Annotated in this window: 16 protein-coding genes; 9 read left to right on the forward strand and 7 right to left on the reverse strand. The window is 61.0% G+C overall.

Annotated elements, in window-relative coordinates:
* Positions 1-900: ABC transporter substrate-binding protein (locus tag DBR18_RS22250; protein WP_256588842.1), on the reverse strand; the 900-nt coding region annotated here is incomplete at its 3' end.
* A 292-nt stretch (positions 901-1192) separates the two neighbouring features.
* Here DBR18_RS22250 and DBR18_RS22255 point away from each other — a divergent pair.
* From DBR18_RS22255 to DBR18_RS22275, 4 genes are all read left to right on the forward strand, one after another.
* Complete coding sequence (locus DBR18_RS22255; protein WP_108591933.1) at positions 1193-2179, forward strand: aliphatic sulfonate ABC transporter substrate-binding protein; 987 nt, start codon at positions 1193-1195, stop codon at positions 2177-2179.
* Positions 2180-2239: 60 nt separating this feature from the next.
* Positions 2240-3085: an ABC transporter permease gene (locus DBR18_RS22260; RefSeq protein WP_108591934.1), complete on the forward strand. Its 846-nt coding sequence runs from the start codon at positions 2240-2242 to the stop codon at positions 3083-3085.
* 48 nt (positions 3086-3133) lie between these two features.
* A complete protein-coding gene (locus tag DBR18_RS22265) occupies positions 3134-3814 on the forward strand; it encodes an SOS response-associated peptidase (RefSeq protein ID WP_108591935.1) in 681 nt (226 codons plus the stop codon).
* Between the two features lie 347 nt (positions 3815-4161).
* Complete coding sequence (locus DBR18_RS22275; RefSeq protein WP_108591936.1) at positions 4162-4434, forward strand: hypothetical protein; 273 nt, start codon at positions 4162-4164, stop codon at positions 4432-4434.
* A 45-nt stretch (positions 4435-4479) separates the two neighbouring features.
* Here the strand turns inward: DBR18_RS22275 and DBR18_RS28440 are convergent, their stop codons facing one another.
* The 3 genes from DBR18_RS28440 to DBR18_RS22285 all read right to left on the reverse strand — a co-directional run bounded on the left by DBR18_RS28440 (position 4480) and on the right by DBR18_RS22285 (position 5695).
* Entirely contained in the window at positions 4480-4623 is a 144-nt protein-coding gene (locus tag DBR18_RS28440; RefSeq protein WP_177482421.1) for a hypothetical protein, read from the reverse strand.
* A 62-nt stretch (positions 4624-4685) separates the two neighbouring features.
* Positions 4686-4997, reverse strand: a complete 312-nt coding sequence (locus tag DBR18_RS22280) for an AzlD domain-containing protein (protein ID WP_177327350.1) — start codon at positions 4995-4997, stop codon at positions 4686-4688.
* On the reverse strand, positions 4997-5695 hold the full coding sequence (locus DBR18_RS22285; RefSeq protein WP_108591938.1) for an AzlC family ABC transporter permease: 699 nt from the start codon (positions 5693-5695) through the stop codon (positions 4997-4999). The genes DBR18_RS22280 and DBR18_RS22285 overlap by 1 nt, the downstream gene beginning before the upstream one ends.
* Before the next feature lie 152 nt (positions 5696-5847).
* Between DBR18_RS22285 and DBR18_RS22290 the strand changes: the two genes are divergently transcribed.
* The gene (locus DBR18_RS22290) at positions 5848-6234 is read left to right on the forward strand and encodes a DUF2784 domain-containing protein (RefSeq protein WP_108591939.1); all 387 of its coding nucleotides are present in this window, start codon (positions 5848-5850) and stop codon (positions 6232-6234) included.
* On the opposite strand, the gene DBR18_RS22295 is transcribed toward DBR18_RS22290, so the two are convergent.
* Positions 6231-6758, reverse strand: a complete 528-nt coding sequence (locus tag DBR18_RS22295; RefSeq protein WP_108591940.1) for a DUF3087 domain-containing protein — start codon at positions 6756-6758, stop codon at positions 6231-6233. The two genes, DBR18_RS22290 and DBR18_RS22295, sit on opposite strands and share 4 nt — an antisense overlap.
* Before the next feature lie 223 nt (positions 6759-6981).
* On the opposite strand from DBR18_RS22295, the gene ppnN reads away from it, so the two are divergent.
* Together ppnN and DBR18_RS22305 are read left to right on the forward strand one after the other, a co-directional pair.
* Positions 6982-8355, forward strand: coding sequence for a nucleotide 5'-monophosphate nucleosidase PpnN (gene ppnN / locus DBR18_RS22300; protein ID WP_108591941.1), 1374 nt, complete (start codon positions 6982-6984; stop codon positions 8353-8355).
* Positions 8356-8572: 217 nt separating this feature from the next.
* A complete protein-coding gene (locus tag DBR18_RS22305) occupies positions 8573-9307 on the forward strand; it encodes an ABC transporter substrate-binding protein (RefSeq protein WP_108591942.1) in 735 nt (244 codons plus the stop codon).
* Between the two features lie 200 nt (positions 9308-9507).
* On the opposite strand, the gene DBR18_RS22310 is transcribed toward DBR18_RS22305, so the two are convergent.
* Together DBR18_RS22310 and DBR18_RS22315 are read right to left on the reverse strand one after the other, a co-directional pair.
* Entirely contained in the window at positions 9508-10902 is a 1395-nt protein-coding gene (locus DBR18_RS22310) for an FAD/NAD(P)-binding protein (protein WP_108591943.1), read from the reverse strand.
* A gap of 1 nt (position 10903) precedes the next feature.
* Complete coding sequence (locus tag DBR18_RS22315) at positions 10904-11467, reverse strand: helix-turn-helix domain-containing protein (protein WP_108591944.1); 564 nt, start codon at positions 11465-11467, stop codon at positions 10904-10906.
* Positions 11468-11552: 85 nt separating this feature from the next.
* Here DBR18_RS22315 and DBR18_RS22320 point away from each other — a divergent pair, with 85 nt between their 5' ends.
* Positions 11553-12491, forward strand: coding sequence for a DMT family transporter (locus DBR18_RS22320; protein WP_108591945.1), 939 nt, complete (start codon positions 11553-11555; stop codon positions 12489-12491).
* Between the two features lie 215 nt (positions 12492-12706).
* A partial coding sequence (locus DBR18_RS29695) for a proton-conducting transporter membrane subunit (protein ID WP_305891542.1) occupies positions 12707-14362 on the forward strand: 1656 nt, incomplete at its 3' end.

Genomic DNA, 14362 nt, shown 5'->3' on the forward strand with positions numbered 1-14362 from the left:
GACCAGCGGCACCGGCAGCGCCTTGACCTTGAACAGGAAGTCGGCGGTGCCCTGCAGATCGGCGGCGGCCTGTTGATCCACCGGGCCGATGGACATGTGCGCCTGGCGCAACCAGTGCCGCGAAACCTCCTGATCGAGATTGGCTTTCTTCGCCCACAGGTCAGCGTACTCATCGGTGTGGCTGTCGACCCAGGCCCGCGCCTGCTTCAGGCGCCCGAGAAAATCGGCGATCGCTTCACGCTTGCTGTCGATCGACGGCGCCGACGCTGCAATGGCGCTGAGGCCCGGCATCAGGTTCTTTGCGGTGAGAATCGGCCGTGCACCGGAAAACACGATTTGCTGCGAGATGTACGGCTCCCACACCGGGAAGGCGTCGATGCTGCCCTGCGGCAAAGCGGCTGCCGCATCGATCGGCATCAGTTTGACGAAATCCACGTAGTTCTCCGGCAGACCGCTCTGCTCCAGCGCCCGCAAGGTCAGTTGCTGACTCCAGGCACCGGGCCAGTAAGCGACTTTTTTGCCCTTCAGATCGGCGATGGTTTTTACCGGTGAGTCCTTTGGCACCAGCAACGCGATGGTGTCCGGGTTCTGCCGCGACACCCCGATCAGTTTCACCGGCGCCTGTTTGGCGGCGAGAAACAGAAAACCCGAATCCCCCAGAAAACCCAGATCCAGCGCGCCGGTCTGCAACGCCTCGGCCATCGGTGCAGCGGCCTGGAAATGCTTCCAGTCGACGCTGTAAGGCGCATCCTTCAATACCCCGGAAGCTTCTACCGAGGCGCGGATGTTGTAGTAGTTCTGATCGCCCACATGCAGGACAACTGACTCTGCAGCGTGGGCAAGCGGTGTGGCAAAAAGGCCGGCAATCAGAGTGGTGCGTAGGAATCGGGAAAGCTTCATGGCGGGTCCTGTGAAGGGATTTTGCATAGACCATAACGCTGTTGATCAACTGGTTTTAAATTCGATTAATGCATAAGCTCAGCACCCTCAAGACGCACTGTTCGCAGCGCAACATCGGCTTGTCACACTGTTGTTCGGGCAACAGTTGCACACCGACAATTGCGCCGAATCCCCCGTAAACACGGGGTTCGGCTCATATGGCACAGAGCCTGCAATATTCCATTCCTGCAGGACGCAGTCGCTACAAAAATCTTTTTGGAAATAAAAACAGTGCCTTTGCCGGAGCGCCGTCATGACATCGTACTTAGCCTTTTCACGCCTCAAATCGCTGCTGGTTGCCAGCACCCTGGCGCTGAGCCTGCAACCTTTGGCCCACGCCGCCGAAACCGCGCCTGCCGAGGTTCATCTGGATTACGCCTATTACTCACCGGTGAGTCTGGTGCTCAAGCATTTCGGCTTCCTAGAAAAAGCCCTGCCGCAGACCAAAGTCAGCTGGGTGCTGAGCCAGGGCAGTAACCGTTCGCTGGAATACCTGAACAGCGGCGGCGTCGATTTCGCTTCCAGCGCCAGCCTCGCGGCCGTGTTGAGCCGGGCCAACGGCAGCCCGATCAAGTCGGTGTACGTTTACAGCCGCGCCGAATGGACCGCATTGGTGGTGCGCAAAGATTCGCCGTACCAGAGCGTCGCCGACCTCAAGGGCAAGAAAATCGCTGCCACCAAAGGCACCGATCCGTACCTGTTCACCCTGCGCAGCCTGCAACAGGCCGGGCTGAAAAAAGACGACGTGGAGCTGGTACACCTGCAACACCCGGACGGCCGCACCGCGCTGGAAAAAGGTGATGTCGACGCCTGGGCCGGACTCGATCCGCACATGGCCGCCAGTCAGGTTCAGGCCGGTTCGCGTCTGCTGTATCGCAACCCGGCGTTCAACAGCTACGGTGTGGTCAGCGTCACCGAGCAGTATGCCAAGGAGCATGCGCAAACCATCGACACCGTGATCAAAGCCTATGAGCAGGCGCGCGAGTGGGCACTGAAAAATCCTGACGAGTTTGCCGACCTGCTCGCCAAGGAATCCAGCCTGCCCCTGGACGTGGCCAAACTGCAACTGTCGCGCACCGACCTGAGCAGCCCGCAACTGACCGCCAACGACGTGCAGGCCTCGAAGGCGGCGGCACCGATTCTGGTCTCTGAAGAACTGGTGCGCCGCGGCGTGAATGTCGATCAGGTCATTGATCAATTGCTCGACAGCGGTGTGCAGCAAGCCGTCGCCCGCCAGTAACCGACCAGACTCACCGCCCCTCCCTGTTTGACCCGGATGAGCGGTGAGCGGAGCCCCCGCATGACCATTCGCAGTAATGACTTGCCCGCACTTCCCCAGAGTGTGTCGAGACCTCGTCCTTCAACCCTCAATCCGACATGGCGACGGCGCCTTAAAGGCCTGGCGCTGCCACTGCTGATCGTGATCGCCCTGGAATTCATCGTGCGCATCGGCTGGCTGCCGTCCTATCAGATGCCGGCACCCAGTGAGATTGCCCTGACCCTCACCGACCTCGCCGAAGGCGCGCTGTGGAAACACATCGGCGCCAGCCTGATTCGCGTGGTGCTCGGCTTCGCCATCGGTGCCAGCCTGGCGCTGGTGTTCGCTGCCTGGGTCGGTTTGAGCCGCGAGGCCGAGGCGTATCTGGAGCCGACATTCGCTGCCCTGCGTTCGATTCCGAGTCTGGCCTGGGTGCCACTGTTGTTGCTGTGGCTGGGCATCGACGAAACCTCGAAAATCGTTTTGATCGCCATCGGTGCGTTCTTCCCGGTCTACGTCAACGTGGTTGCGGCGATACGCAACATCGACCGCAAACTGGTGGAGGTCGGGCGCATCTATGGCTTCAGCCGCTGGCAACTGGTGCGGCGGATTCTGCTGCCCGCCGCCCTGCCCGGTCTGTTCACCGGCCTGCGCAGCGGCATGAGTCTGGCGTGGATGTTTCTGGTGGCCGCCGAACTGATCGCCGCGACCAGGGGCCTGGGCTATCTGCTCAGTGACGGGCGCGAAACCTCGCGACCGGACATCGTGCTGGCGGCGATCATCGTCCTCGCCGTGCTTGGCAAACTCAGCGACGGCCTGCTCGCGGTGCTTGAGCGCCGCTGGCTGGCCTGGCGCGACACGTTCACCGGTCAGGAGACGAAGGATTGATTGGCCGCAGCCGACTAAGCTGAAAGCGTCCAACCGGAGATTCGGCGTATGTGCGGAAGACTCTCGCAATACCGCGGCATTCACGACTTCGTCGCGGTGCTGAGCATTCCCGATGCGCTGATCAATCACGTCGGCGCTGCCGCGCTGGAACGCTACAACGCGGCGCCGACCACTTCACTCGCGATCCTCCATCAACACGATCAACAACTGTATGCCGACAACCTGCGCTGGGGCTGGCGCCCGCACTGGGCCAAGGACCGCGCCGCACCGATCAACGCCCGGGTGGAGAAGGTCGCCCACGGACCGTTCTTTCGGGCGATCTGGCGGCATCGGCTGATCGTCCCGGTCGACAACTGGTTTGAATGGGTCGACGACGTGGATAAAACCCGGCAGCCGTGGCTGATCCGTCGGGCCGATCACGGGCCGGTTTTCTGTGCGGCCATCGGCCAGTTTCCGACACCCGGCACGCCGCCCCGGGAGGACGATGGTTTTGTGATCATCACCGCCGACAGCGTCGGTGGCATGCTCGATATCCATGACCGTCGACCGGTGGTCTTTGCTGCAGAATTGGCGCGTGAATGGCTCGACAGTGCCACACCGGTGGAACGTGCAGAACAGATGCTGCTGTTCGAAGGAGAAAGCAGCGATGCCTTCACCTGGCACAAAGTCGGCAAAGCCGTCGGCAACTCACGCAATCAGGGCGCCGGACTGATTGACGAAGTGGCTTAAAGATCCGTGATCTCACGCGTTTACCCTGTAGGAGCTGCCGAAGGCTGCGATCTTTTGATTTTTATTTTTAAAAGCAAGATCAAAAGATCGCAGCCTTCGGCAGCTCCTACAGGTGATTAAACGTGACGCAGGATCTTTACAAAGGGTGTTTCACCGTTGAGACAGCCCGAAAAAAACAGTCGTTTGAGCGAACCAACCGCCTGTCTGACATTTCAACCGTCATACATACATTTACATGCACTACGGATAGCATGCGCGCCGCATTTCCAATTGGCATACCAGTTGACCAAAGAGTCAGCAAAACCAGGAATCCCCTACAACTTTAACAAGCCTTGCAGAGAACTAAGTTGCGCGACGATTTTGCAATCAAACAGGCCAACGGCCTGGAGTGTATCTATCTGTCCATGACAGAACGCTTTCAACTCGACTGTTTTATCGGCCACTACATCAAGACCCGAAACCTGCGTTCAGTGCCTGACATCGAACGCATCCTGCGCACCACCCTCCAGAGCTATCCCGGCCACCCGCCGGTGATGGTCAACGAGCTCAATGCATGGATCGACAGGACCCTGGGCTATCGGGCGTCACACCCGGACTTCCCGCAGCTGGAAGACCTCTGAAACAACAAAAAGCCCCGCTGCTGCGGGGCTTTTTGCATGTCTCAATCAGAATTTCACATCGGGCCCGGTGAGTTCCTTGTCATCGTCGTGCTTCCACGTCTGCTCCTTGCGTTTCTCGCGCTCGATTTCTTCTTCGCTGGGCTCGTCTACTTCTTCGTCTTCATCGGGACGCTTTTGCTCGGACGTCATGTGCACCTCGCCTTGTCGAAAACAGTCATCCACCAAGCGTAGAACAGTTTTTCCCCGTCAACTTACAACCACCAGCGCAACAAAAAGAAAAACGCCATGCTTAACAGCATGCTCAGCAAAGTATTGCGCGTGTACAGCACCAGTCCGATCGCCACCAGCGAACTAAGCAGATACGGATTGTCCCACTGCAGATTCAGCTGTTTATCCGGCATGAACACGATCGGCCCGCAGATCGCCGTCAGCATGCCCGGCACGGCAAAGCCGAGAAACTGCCGTGCGTTGCTGCTCAATCGCACCGGCAAGCGCGGTTCGAGAAACACGTAGCGGTTGAGGAACACCAGAATCCCCATGCCGAAAATCACTGCCCAGATCATCATGTGCGCCCCCGATACAGCTTGTTGCAGATAAATCCCGCAGTCATTCCGGCCAGCCCCGACAGCACCAGCGCCGAGCCCCACTGCCAATAGCTGAACAGCACCGAGCAGAACAGCGAAACCGCCACACACACCACGGTCGGCACATTACGCACCACCGGGGTGATCAGCGCGATGAACGTCGCGGCAATCGAAAAATCCAGGCCCAGATGCTCAAGCCCCGGAATGCTGCTGCCCAAGACGATGCCGGCCAGGGTGAACAGATTCCAGGCAATGTAAAACGTCAGGCCGACACCCAGCGCATACCAGCGATTGAACTGCTGGCGATCATGCTGACTGGTCAGGGCGAACAATTCATCGGTGAGCAGAAAACCCAGGCCAATGCGCCAGCGCCCGGGCAACGGTGAGATCACCGAGCGCATGCTCATGCCGTACAACAAGTGCTGCGAAGTCAGCAGTAACGTAGTCAGCAGAATCGAGAAAATCCCGGCACCGCCCTTGAGCATGCCGATTGCCACCAGTTGCGCGGCGCCCGCGAACACGATGCTCGACAGGCCCTGCCCCTGCAGTGGCGTGAGATTGGCTTCGATGGCCATGGAGCCGGCCAACAGGCCCCACGGCGCGGTGGCCAGCGATAACGGCATGATCGCCGCAGCGCCGCGAAGAAACGCACTGCGCGGCATAAGTGAGTCAGACATAACGCTCTTCAACCGAGGAAACAGTCGCCGACTCTGCCAGCAAATGCGCCTGCGTGGCTTGAACAATCTTGCGCACTTGCGCCAAATCGCTGCACTGGCGTGTCACTGCCGGCGTACCATGGACGCCTTCGCCATCGCGTCAGGGAGACGACATGCTGTACCGAATCGCAGCCGACGGGCTGGTCCTGTTCCACCTGTCATTCATTCTGTTCGTGCTGTTCGGCGGGCTCCTAGTGCTCAAGTGGCCACGCCTGATGTGGCTGCATTTGCCGGCAGCTGCCTGGGGCGTTACGGTCGAGGTGTTACACCTGACCTGTCCGCTGACCTACTGGGAAAACCTGATGCGCCACGCCGCCGGGCAGACCGCATACGCCGGCGGCTTCATCGAGCACTACGTCTGGCCGATCATCTACCCCGCCGGGCTGACGCCGCAGATTCAATTGGCGCTGGGCAGTGTGGTGCTGGTGATCAACCTGATGGTTTACGGGCGCCTGCTGCGCCGGTGGAAACTGCGCCGCGCCAGCCGTATCCCGTTCTAACGCGCGGCGGGTTTCAACGCCTGCAGCCAGGCGGGGTCCAGGCGCTTCTGGTCGAGGTCCAGACCGAGCGCCTGCATCCGCTGCCGGTGCGCTTCGACTTCCCGGTGCAATTGCGCATGATCGCTGGAGTTACCGTCCAGTTCGTGCATCTGCGTCAGCCCCAGATGATAGAAGCGCAGCACCTTCATGGCAGTCGGGTCGTTCTGCTCGACGGCTGCGGTCACCTGGTGCATCACGTTGGTCACGCTCATGAGGCTGCGCTTGAGCCTCCAGCTGTAAACCGCTGGCGCCATCCAGCTCTGCTGCCAGAACTGTCCGCGCATCAGCGCTGCCGTCAGCAGAAACGCGACAAACACTCCACCGACGTTGAAGCGCAGATTATCGCCGCCGGGTTCACCGAACAGCGCCACCGCCGCCGTTGAAAGCGCCATCGCCAGCACCAGGAACAGCACCGCGATGATGATCGTGCTGCGCCGGGTCTGCTGGCGAAACGTTGCTGGGTCCATCGGCTGGATCTCGAACATCGGGCGTGACTTCCTTGAGCGATAAAAAGGGCAACGGAAAAAACTCGTTGCGCATTATCGCCTCTCTCCGCGATTTAGCTATGCTGGGGGCCCTTTTCATCTTTTCAGCGTCCAACGGGGACATGGCGGTACAGCGCAGATCGTGCCATCTTCATTCATGGATACACACTATTCGGATGCCATTTGCCTGCCATTGGAATGACATCGTTTTAAGGATCATTGCATGACCCAACGACACGTAATCAACGCCTCGGTCAGCCCGAAAGGCAGCCTGGAAACCCTTTCTCAACGTGAAGTGCAGCAACTGAGCGAAGCCGGATCCGGCAGCACCTACACCCTCTTCCGCCAGTGCGCCCTGGCCATCCTCAATACCGGCGCCCATGTCGACAACGCAAAAACCATTCTGGAAGCCTACAAGGACTTCGAAATCCGCATTCACCAGCAAGATCGCGGCGTGCGCCTCGAGCTGCTGAACGCCCCGGCCGACGCTTTCGTCGACGGCGAAATGATCGCCAGCACCCGCGAGATGCTGTTCAGCGCCCTGCGCGACATCGTCTACACCGAAAACGAACTCGACAGCCAACGCATCGACCTCAGCACCTCGCAAGGCATCAGCGACTACGTGTTCCACCTGCTGCGCAACGCGCGCACCCTGCGCCCGGGCGTGGAGCCGAAAATCGTCGTGTGCTGGGGCGGGCACTCGATCAACACCGAAGAATACAAATACACCAAGAAAGTCGGCCACGAACTGGGCCTGCGCAGCCTCGACATCTGCACCGGTTGCGGCCCCGGCGTGATGAAAGGCCCCATGAAAGGCGCGACCATCGCCCACGCCAAGCAGCGCATCCACGGCGGCCGCTACCTCGGCCTGACCGAGCCGGGGATCATCGCCGCCGAAGCGCCAAACCCGATCGTCAACGAGCTGGTGATCCTGCCGGACATCGAAAAACGTCTGGAAGCGTTCGTGCGGGTCGGCCACGGCATCATCATCTTCCCGGGCGGCGCCGGCACTGCCGAAGAGTTTCTGTACCTGCTGGGCATCCTGATGCACCCGGACAACGAAGGCCTGCCGTTCCCGGTGATTCTGACCGGGCCGAAACATGCCGCGCCGTATCTGGAACAACTCGACGCGTTCGTCACCGCCACCCTCGGTGATGCGGCGAAGCAGCACTACCAGATCATCATCGACGACCCGGCCGAAGTCGCCCGGCAGATGACCGCCGGCCTCAAAGCGGTGAAGCAGTTCCGCCGCGAGCGCAACGATGCGTTCCACTTCAACTGGCTGCTGAAGATCGACGAAAGCTTCCAGCGCCCATTCGATCCGACCCACGAAAACATGGCCAACCTCAAGCTGCACCGCGACCAGCCGCCCCACGAACTGGCAGCCAACCTGCGCCGCGCGTTCTCCGGGATCGTCGCCGGCAACGTCAAGGACAAGGGCATCCGCCTGATCGAAGAACACGGGCCGTACCAGATCCGGGGTGACGCGGCGATCATGCAGCCACTCGATGCGCTGCTCAAAGCCTTCGTCGCCCAGCACCGGATGAAACTGCCGGGTGGCGCGGCGTATGTGCCGTGCTATCGCGTGGTGGCATAACCCCCTGTAGGAGTGAGCCTGCTCGCGATGGCGGTCTATCAATCACCATCAGTGTTGACTGATACGCCACCATCGCGAGCAGGCTCACTCCCACAGTTTGTATCCATCCCATCTAACCGATCCGTCCTGTTTTCTGACGCAAAAGCCCCGTACATTCCTCACGACAGCCACCCTCGGCCCGTACTAAGCTTCGCGATCTATTTTTCAGGGACGATTCATGAAACGGATTGCCGCGTGTCTGCTGTCACTCCTGGCCCTGGCGGCCAATGCGGCGGACCTGCAACTGCTCACCGACAATCACCCGCCCCTGCATTTTCAACAAGGCGATCAACTGGTGGGTTACGGCGTGGATGTGGTGCGCGCGCTGGCCGAACAGACCGGTGACCGGATCGAGCTGCAACAAGTACCGTTGCTGCGTGCCCTGCGCACGGCCAGCGAGACCCCGAATACGGGCGTTTTCACGGTTTTGCGCACCGACGAGCGCGATGATCGCTACCAATGGGTCGGACCGCTGATCGAAGTCGAAACCGCGCTCTACGGCCACGCATACAGCCAGCCACCGGTACGCTCACTGCAAGAGGCGGATCAGGCCGGGCGCATCAGCGTGCCGCGCAAATGGCTGATCTACAGCTACCTGCAACAGCAAAACCTGAAAAACCTCGACGGTGTCGAAACACCCGAGCAGATGATGCGCCTGTTCAGCCTGGGCCGGACCGACTTCGTGGTCTCCGATACCCTGTCCACCGCCGCCCTGGCCCGCACCCAGGGCATGGAGCCGGGACGCTTGCAGTATCAGATGTCGCTGATGAAACAGGACACCTACATCGCGTTTTCGCTGCAGACCGATCCGGGTCAGGTCAAACGCTGGCAACAGGCGCTGGAAGCCTTGCGCGCCGACGGCCGCCTGGAGCAGATTCGCCAGCGCTGGTTGATGAATGCGCTGCCGAGATGATCATTGGCTGAACCGGCCCCATCGCTGGCAAGCCAGCTCCCACAGAGTTCGCACGGATCACAAACTCTGTGAACAACACAGATCACCGTTAAACCTGGCTAGCCTGCTCCCACAGGGTTTGCATGAAACACAAGTTCTGTGAACAAACACAGTTCACTGTGGGAGCTGGCTTGCCAGCGAAGAGGCCCTGAAGCACAACATCACCCCACCAGCCGCGCCGCCAGCGCCTTGGCCTGCAACGCCACATCCGTTACCGCCGTACTCTCCCACCACATCCCGCGCAGCGGTGGCCCCATCGCGAACAATCGGCGGCCGGCCTGCCCTTGAGCATCCAGAACTGCGCCATCCGCCGCCGCTGCAATCCCCAGTGCCAACGGCCCCGGCCGCACCAGCCCGCGCGCCAGCAACTGCTGTGGCAGCGGTCGCGCAACCCGGCGCCAGTCGTACTCGATACCACTGGAATTGATTAGCGCCGCACCATGCACCACACCGGTTTCTGCCTCGCCCCGACGCCGAATGCGAATACTCACCCCATCATCCGACACGGGCTCAAGCCCTTTGAACGACGCCGCCTGAATTCGCAACCGTCCCTGGTTATGCAAGCGCTCCACCAGCGCCGCACTCAGCGGCGGCGAACGGTGATGGTGACTCTCCCACCACGGCCGCACATGGCGTACGAATTGTCGACGCTGCAGGTCAGTCGCCTGGCTCCACAACCGTCCGATATGCGCCCGCACGGTGTCCAGCGGCGCCTGCCAGTCGATGCCCTGAGCGATAGCGTTTCGGCAATGCCTGCGCAGCTCGCGCAACAATTGGCGCGGTGTGCGGATGCCTGGATCTTCAGCCAGAAAGTCCACCCACGCCGGCGGTTGTCGCCGCACATGAGGCAACAGCCCATGACGGGAAAACACTTCGATCGGCCCACGATGCCCGGCCTGCTCCAGCGAAACCACCGCATCGACCATGGTCAGGCCGGAGCCGATGATCAGCACGGTCGACTGCGGATCGAGCTGGCGCATGGCCGAGACGTCCCACGGATCGAGCGCGGCAGCATTCAGACCGCTGGACTCTTTCTGCGGCGTGCGCGCGGCGGGGAACATGCCCGTGGCGAGCACGGCATAGGCACCGCGCAGAGTCTGCCCATTGCTCAAACTCAGTTGCACCGAATCGGCCTCGCTTTGCAGATCGATGACTTCGGCGCAGATGTGCTCGACGGTCGAACCGTACCGCGCACCAACGACTCGCGCCTCGGCCAGGCGTTGCTGCACATATACGCCAAACAAGCCGCGTGGCGGGAACAGTTCACTGATCGGCACGTTCTGCTCGGCAGATTCCGGCCAGCCACCGGCAGCGATGTGCGCGGTCAGCCATTGAGTCAGGTCATCGGGGTTATCCGGATCGACACTCATGCGCGCCGCATTGCCGTTGAGCGTGTGGCCAAGCTCGACGGCGCTGTAGGCTTCGCCACGGCCGAGCTCGGCGCGTGGCTCAATGACCAGAATCCTGCGTTGCCCGGGCTGTCGCAGCAATTGCACAGCCAGCATCGTACCGCTGAGGCCGCCGCCGATAATCAGGATGTCTGCGTTCTGATTCATCTCAAATCACCACATTACGCACAAACCGCACCGCGACCGTTCCGTCGTTGCGATAGCCGTGCGGCTGGTTGCTGGCAAACATGAAAAACTCGCCAGTGGAAATGGTGTTGGTCACATCGCCGACCGTCAGCGTCAGGCAACCTTCGAACACATAAATCTGTTCACTCCAGCCATCGGCATCCGGTTGTGAGGGGTAGATTTCGCCCGGCTGCAGGCACCATTCCCACTGCTCGACCTCGCGGGTGGCAGTGGCCTTGGACAACAGCACCGCTTTACTCCCCGGAATGACGCCGGCCCAGGCCACCTCGTTGATGCGGCTGGTATCGCGCGCGTCGGGAGCCTGGATCAGGTCGCTGAAAGCTACGTCGAGCGCTTCGGCAACGCGGTCAAGGGTGGTCAGGCTGACGTTTTTTTCCCCGGCCTCGATTGCCACCAGCATGCGCCGACTGACCCCGGACTTTTCGGCCAGCGCGGTCTGGCTCATGTCGGCCGCGTGGCGCAGACGCCGAACATTCTGGCTGACGTGTTGCAGGACGGACGCCCGTTGGCTGGAATCTTTGTGCACTATATTGCTCACTCGGTGGGGTTGGGCAGTATACTGCGCAACGTTGGGCGCATTGTGCGTCCTGCCTTTTATAGTGCGCAAGGTCATGACGTCAGTGAACGAATCTTCCACCTCTCTCCGCTTCTCCCGCTTCAGCAAAGCCGAGTGCGTGCTGGTGCTGATCACCATGGTCTGGGGCGGCACGTTCCTGCTGGTGCAACATGCCATGACCGTCAGCGGCCCGATGTTCTTCGTCGGCCTGCGCTTTGCCGCCGCGGCGTGCATCGTCGCGCTGTTCTCCTGGCGTCACTTGCGTGAACTGACCCTGTTCGAGCTCAAGGCCGGCGCCTTCATCGGCGTGGCGATCATGCTCGGTTACGGCCTGCAGACGGTGGGCCTGCAAACGATCCCGAGCAGCCAGTCGGCGTTCATCACCGCGCTCTACGTGCCCTTCGTGCCGTTGCTGCAATGGCTGGTGCTGGGCCGTCGCCCGGGACTGATGCCGAGCATCGGCATCATGCTGGCGTTTACCGGTCTGATGCTGTTGTCCGGGCCGTCCGGGGCTGCGCTGAATTTCAGCCCCGGCGAAATCGCCACGCTGATCAGCGCCATCGCGATTGCTGCCGAGATCATTCTGATCAGCACCTACGCCGGCCAGGTCGATGTGCGCCGAGTGACCGTGGTGCAGTTGGCGGCGACCTCGGTGCTGTCGTTCCTGCTGGTGGTGCCGACCGGCGAGGCGCTTCCGGATTTTTCCTGGACCTTGCTGGTGACCGCGCTGGGCCTCGGCGCGGCGAGTGCGGCGATTCAGGTGGCGATGAACTGGGCGCAGAAAAGTGTTTCGCCGACCCGGGCAACCTTGATCTATGCCGGTGAGCCGGTCTGGGCCGGGATCGTCGGGCGGATTGCCGGGGAGCGCTTGCCGGCGATTGCCTTGGTTGGCGCCGGGTTAATTGTGGCGGCGGTGATTGTCAGCGAGTTGAAGACCAAGGGTAAGGTTGACGTCGAAGTTGAAGGCGCCTTGGAGAACGACAGCGGCAATTGAAAGCGAAGATCAACAGATCGCAGCCTGCGGCAGCTCCTACAGGGACATGCACTCCAACGTAGGAGCTGCCGCAGGCTGCGATCTTTTTTCGCCCATGAAACAAAGCCAAACCAAATTTTTCAGACTACTTTGTAGGATTCTGAGACATCCTGGCGTTTGGTAATCAGGGAGCTGGCACGTATGATGCTTCACAAACTTCCGCAGATTAGAAGCCTATGTCCCTGATAGTTCTACTGCTTCTGCCATTCATTGGCAGCTGTCTGGCAGCGGTGCTGCCACACAACGCGCGTAATACCGAATCCCTGTTGGCAGGTCTGGTCGCTCTGATCGGCACCGTGCAGGTCGCGCTGTTGTACCCGCAAATCGCTCACGGCGGGGTGATCCGCGAAGAATTCATGTGGCTGCCCAGCCTCGGTTTGAACTTCGTCCTGCGCATGGACGGCTTCGCCTGGCTGTTCTCGATGCTGGTGCTCGGCATCGGCACCCTGGTCTCTTTATATGCGCGTTATTACATGTCGCCGGATGACCCGGTGCCACGTTTCTTCGCCTTTTTCCTGGCATTCATGGGCGCCATGCTCGGGTTGGTGATCTCCGGCAACCTGATCCAGATCGTGTTTTTCTGGGAGCTGACCAGCCTCTTCTCGTTCCTGCTGATCGGCTACTGGCACCACCGCGCCGATGCCCGGCGTGGCGCCTATATGGCGCTGATGGTCACCGGTGCCGGGGGATTGTGCCTGCTGGCGGGGGTCATGATCCTCGGCCATGTCGTCGGCAGCTATGACCTGGACAAGGTCCTGGCCGCCGGCGATCAGATTCGCGCACATGCCCTCTACCCTATCCTGCTTCCTCTTATCCTCATCGGCGCCCTCAGCAAAAGCGCCCAGTTTCCCTTCCACTTCTGGCTGCCGCACGCCATGGCGGCACCCACCCCGGTTTCGGCTTATCTGCACTCGGCGACCATGGTCAAGGCCGGGGTGTTCCTGCTTGCGCGCCTGTGGCCGTCACTGTCCGGCAGTGAAGAATGGTTCTACATTGTCAGCGGCGCCGGCGCGTGTACGCTGTTGCTCGGCGCGTATTGCGCGATGTTCCAGAACGACCTCAAGGGTCTGCTGGCCTACTCGACCATCAGCCACCTGGGGCTGATCACTCTTTTGCTGGGCCTGAACAGTCCGCTGGCAGCCGTCGCGGCGGTGTTTCACATCCTCAACCACGCGACTTTCAAGGCGTCGCTGTTCATGGCCGCCGGCATCATCGACCACGAAAGCGGCACCCGCGACATCCGCAAGCTCAGCGGTCTGATCAAACTCATTCCGTTCACCGCGACGCTGGCGATGGTGGCCAGTGCGTCCATGGCCGGCGTGCCGCTGCTCAACGGTTTCCTGTCGAAAGAGATGTTCTTCGCCGAAACCGTGTTCATCAACGCCACCGCATGGGTTGAAGCGACACTGCCGATCGTCGCGACCATCGCCGGCACGTTCAGCGTCGCCTATTCGCTGCGCTTCACCGTCGACGTGTTCTTCGGCCCCACCGCCACCGATCTGCCGCACACCCCGCACGAACCACCGCGCTGGATGCGTGCGCCGGTCGAACTGCTGGTGTTCACCTGCCTGATCGTCGGGATCTTCCCGGCGCAAGTGGTCGGCCCGCTGCTTGCGGCTGCCGCGCTGCCGGTAGTAGGTGGAACGCTGCCTGAGTACAGCCTGGCGATCTGGCACGGTCTCAACGCGCCGATGATCATGAGCCTGATCGCCATGTCCGGCGGCATCGTGGTCTATCTGCTGCTGCGCAACCAGCTCAAGCGCGGCCGCTTCAAATACCCGCCACTGGTGGGCCGTCTCAACGGCAAGCGGCTGTTCGAGCGCAGTCTGGTG

Source organism: Pseudomonas sp. HMWF021, from assembly GCF_003061005.1.
Taxonomy (GTDB): domain Bacteria; phylum Pseudomonadota; class Gammaproteobacteria; order Pseudomonadales; family Pseudomonadaceae; genus Aquipseudomonas.

Bases quoted from the DNA above. Each gene is read 5' to 3' on its own strand.
- DBR18_RS28440 (WP_177482421.1), bottom strand. From the start codon at position 4,623: ATGACGTCCGAGCAAAAGCGTCCCGATGAAGACGAAGAAGTAGACGAG.
- DBR18_RS22305 (WP_108591942.1), top strand. From the start codon at position 8,573: ATGAAACGGATTGCCGCGTGTCTGCTGTCACTCCTGGCCCTGGCGGCC.
- DBR18_RS22310 (WP_108591943.1), bottom strand. From the start codon at position 10,902: ATGAATCAGAACGCAGACATCCTGATTATCGGCGGCGGCCTCAGCGGT.
- DBR18_RS22285 (WP_108591938.1), bottom strand. From the start codon at position 5,695: ATGTCTGACTCACTTATGCCGCGCAGTGCGTTTCTTCGCGGCGCTGCG.
- DBR18_RS22260 (WP_108591934.1), top strand. From the start codon at position 2,240: ATGACCATTCGCAGTAATGACTTGCCCGCACTTCCCCAGAGTGTGTCG.
- DBR18_RS22265 (WP_108591935.1), top strand. From the start codon at position 3,134: ATGTGCGGAAGACTCTCGCAATACCGCGGCATTCACGACTTCGTCGCG.
- DBR18_RS22295 (WP_108591940.1), bottom strand. From the start codon at position 6,758: ATGTTCGAGATCCAGCCGATGGACCCAGCAACGTTTCGCCAGCAGACC.
- DBR18_RS22280 (WP_177327350.1), bottom strand. From the start codon at position 4,997: ATGATCTGGGCAGTGATTTTCGGCATGGGGATTCTGGTGTTCCTCAAC.
- DBR18_RS22320 (WP_108591945.1), top strand. From the start codon at position 11,553: ATGACGTCAGTGAACGAATCTTCCACCTCTCTCCGCTTCTCCCGCTTC.
- ppnN (WP_108591941.1), top strand. From the start codon at position 6,982: ATGACCCAACGACACGTAATCAACGCCTCGGTCAGCCCGAAAGGCAGC.
- DBR18_RS22290 (WP_108591939.1), top strand. From the start codon at position 5,848: ATGCTGTACCGAATCGCAGCCGACGGGCTGGTCCTGTTCCACCTGTCA.
- DBR18_RS22255 (WP_108591933.1), top strand. From the start codon at position 1,193: ATGACATCGTACTTAGCCTTTTCACGCCTCAAATCGCTGCTGGTTGCC.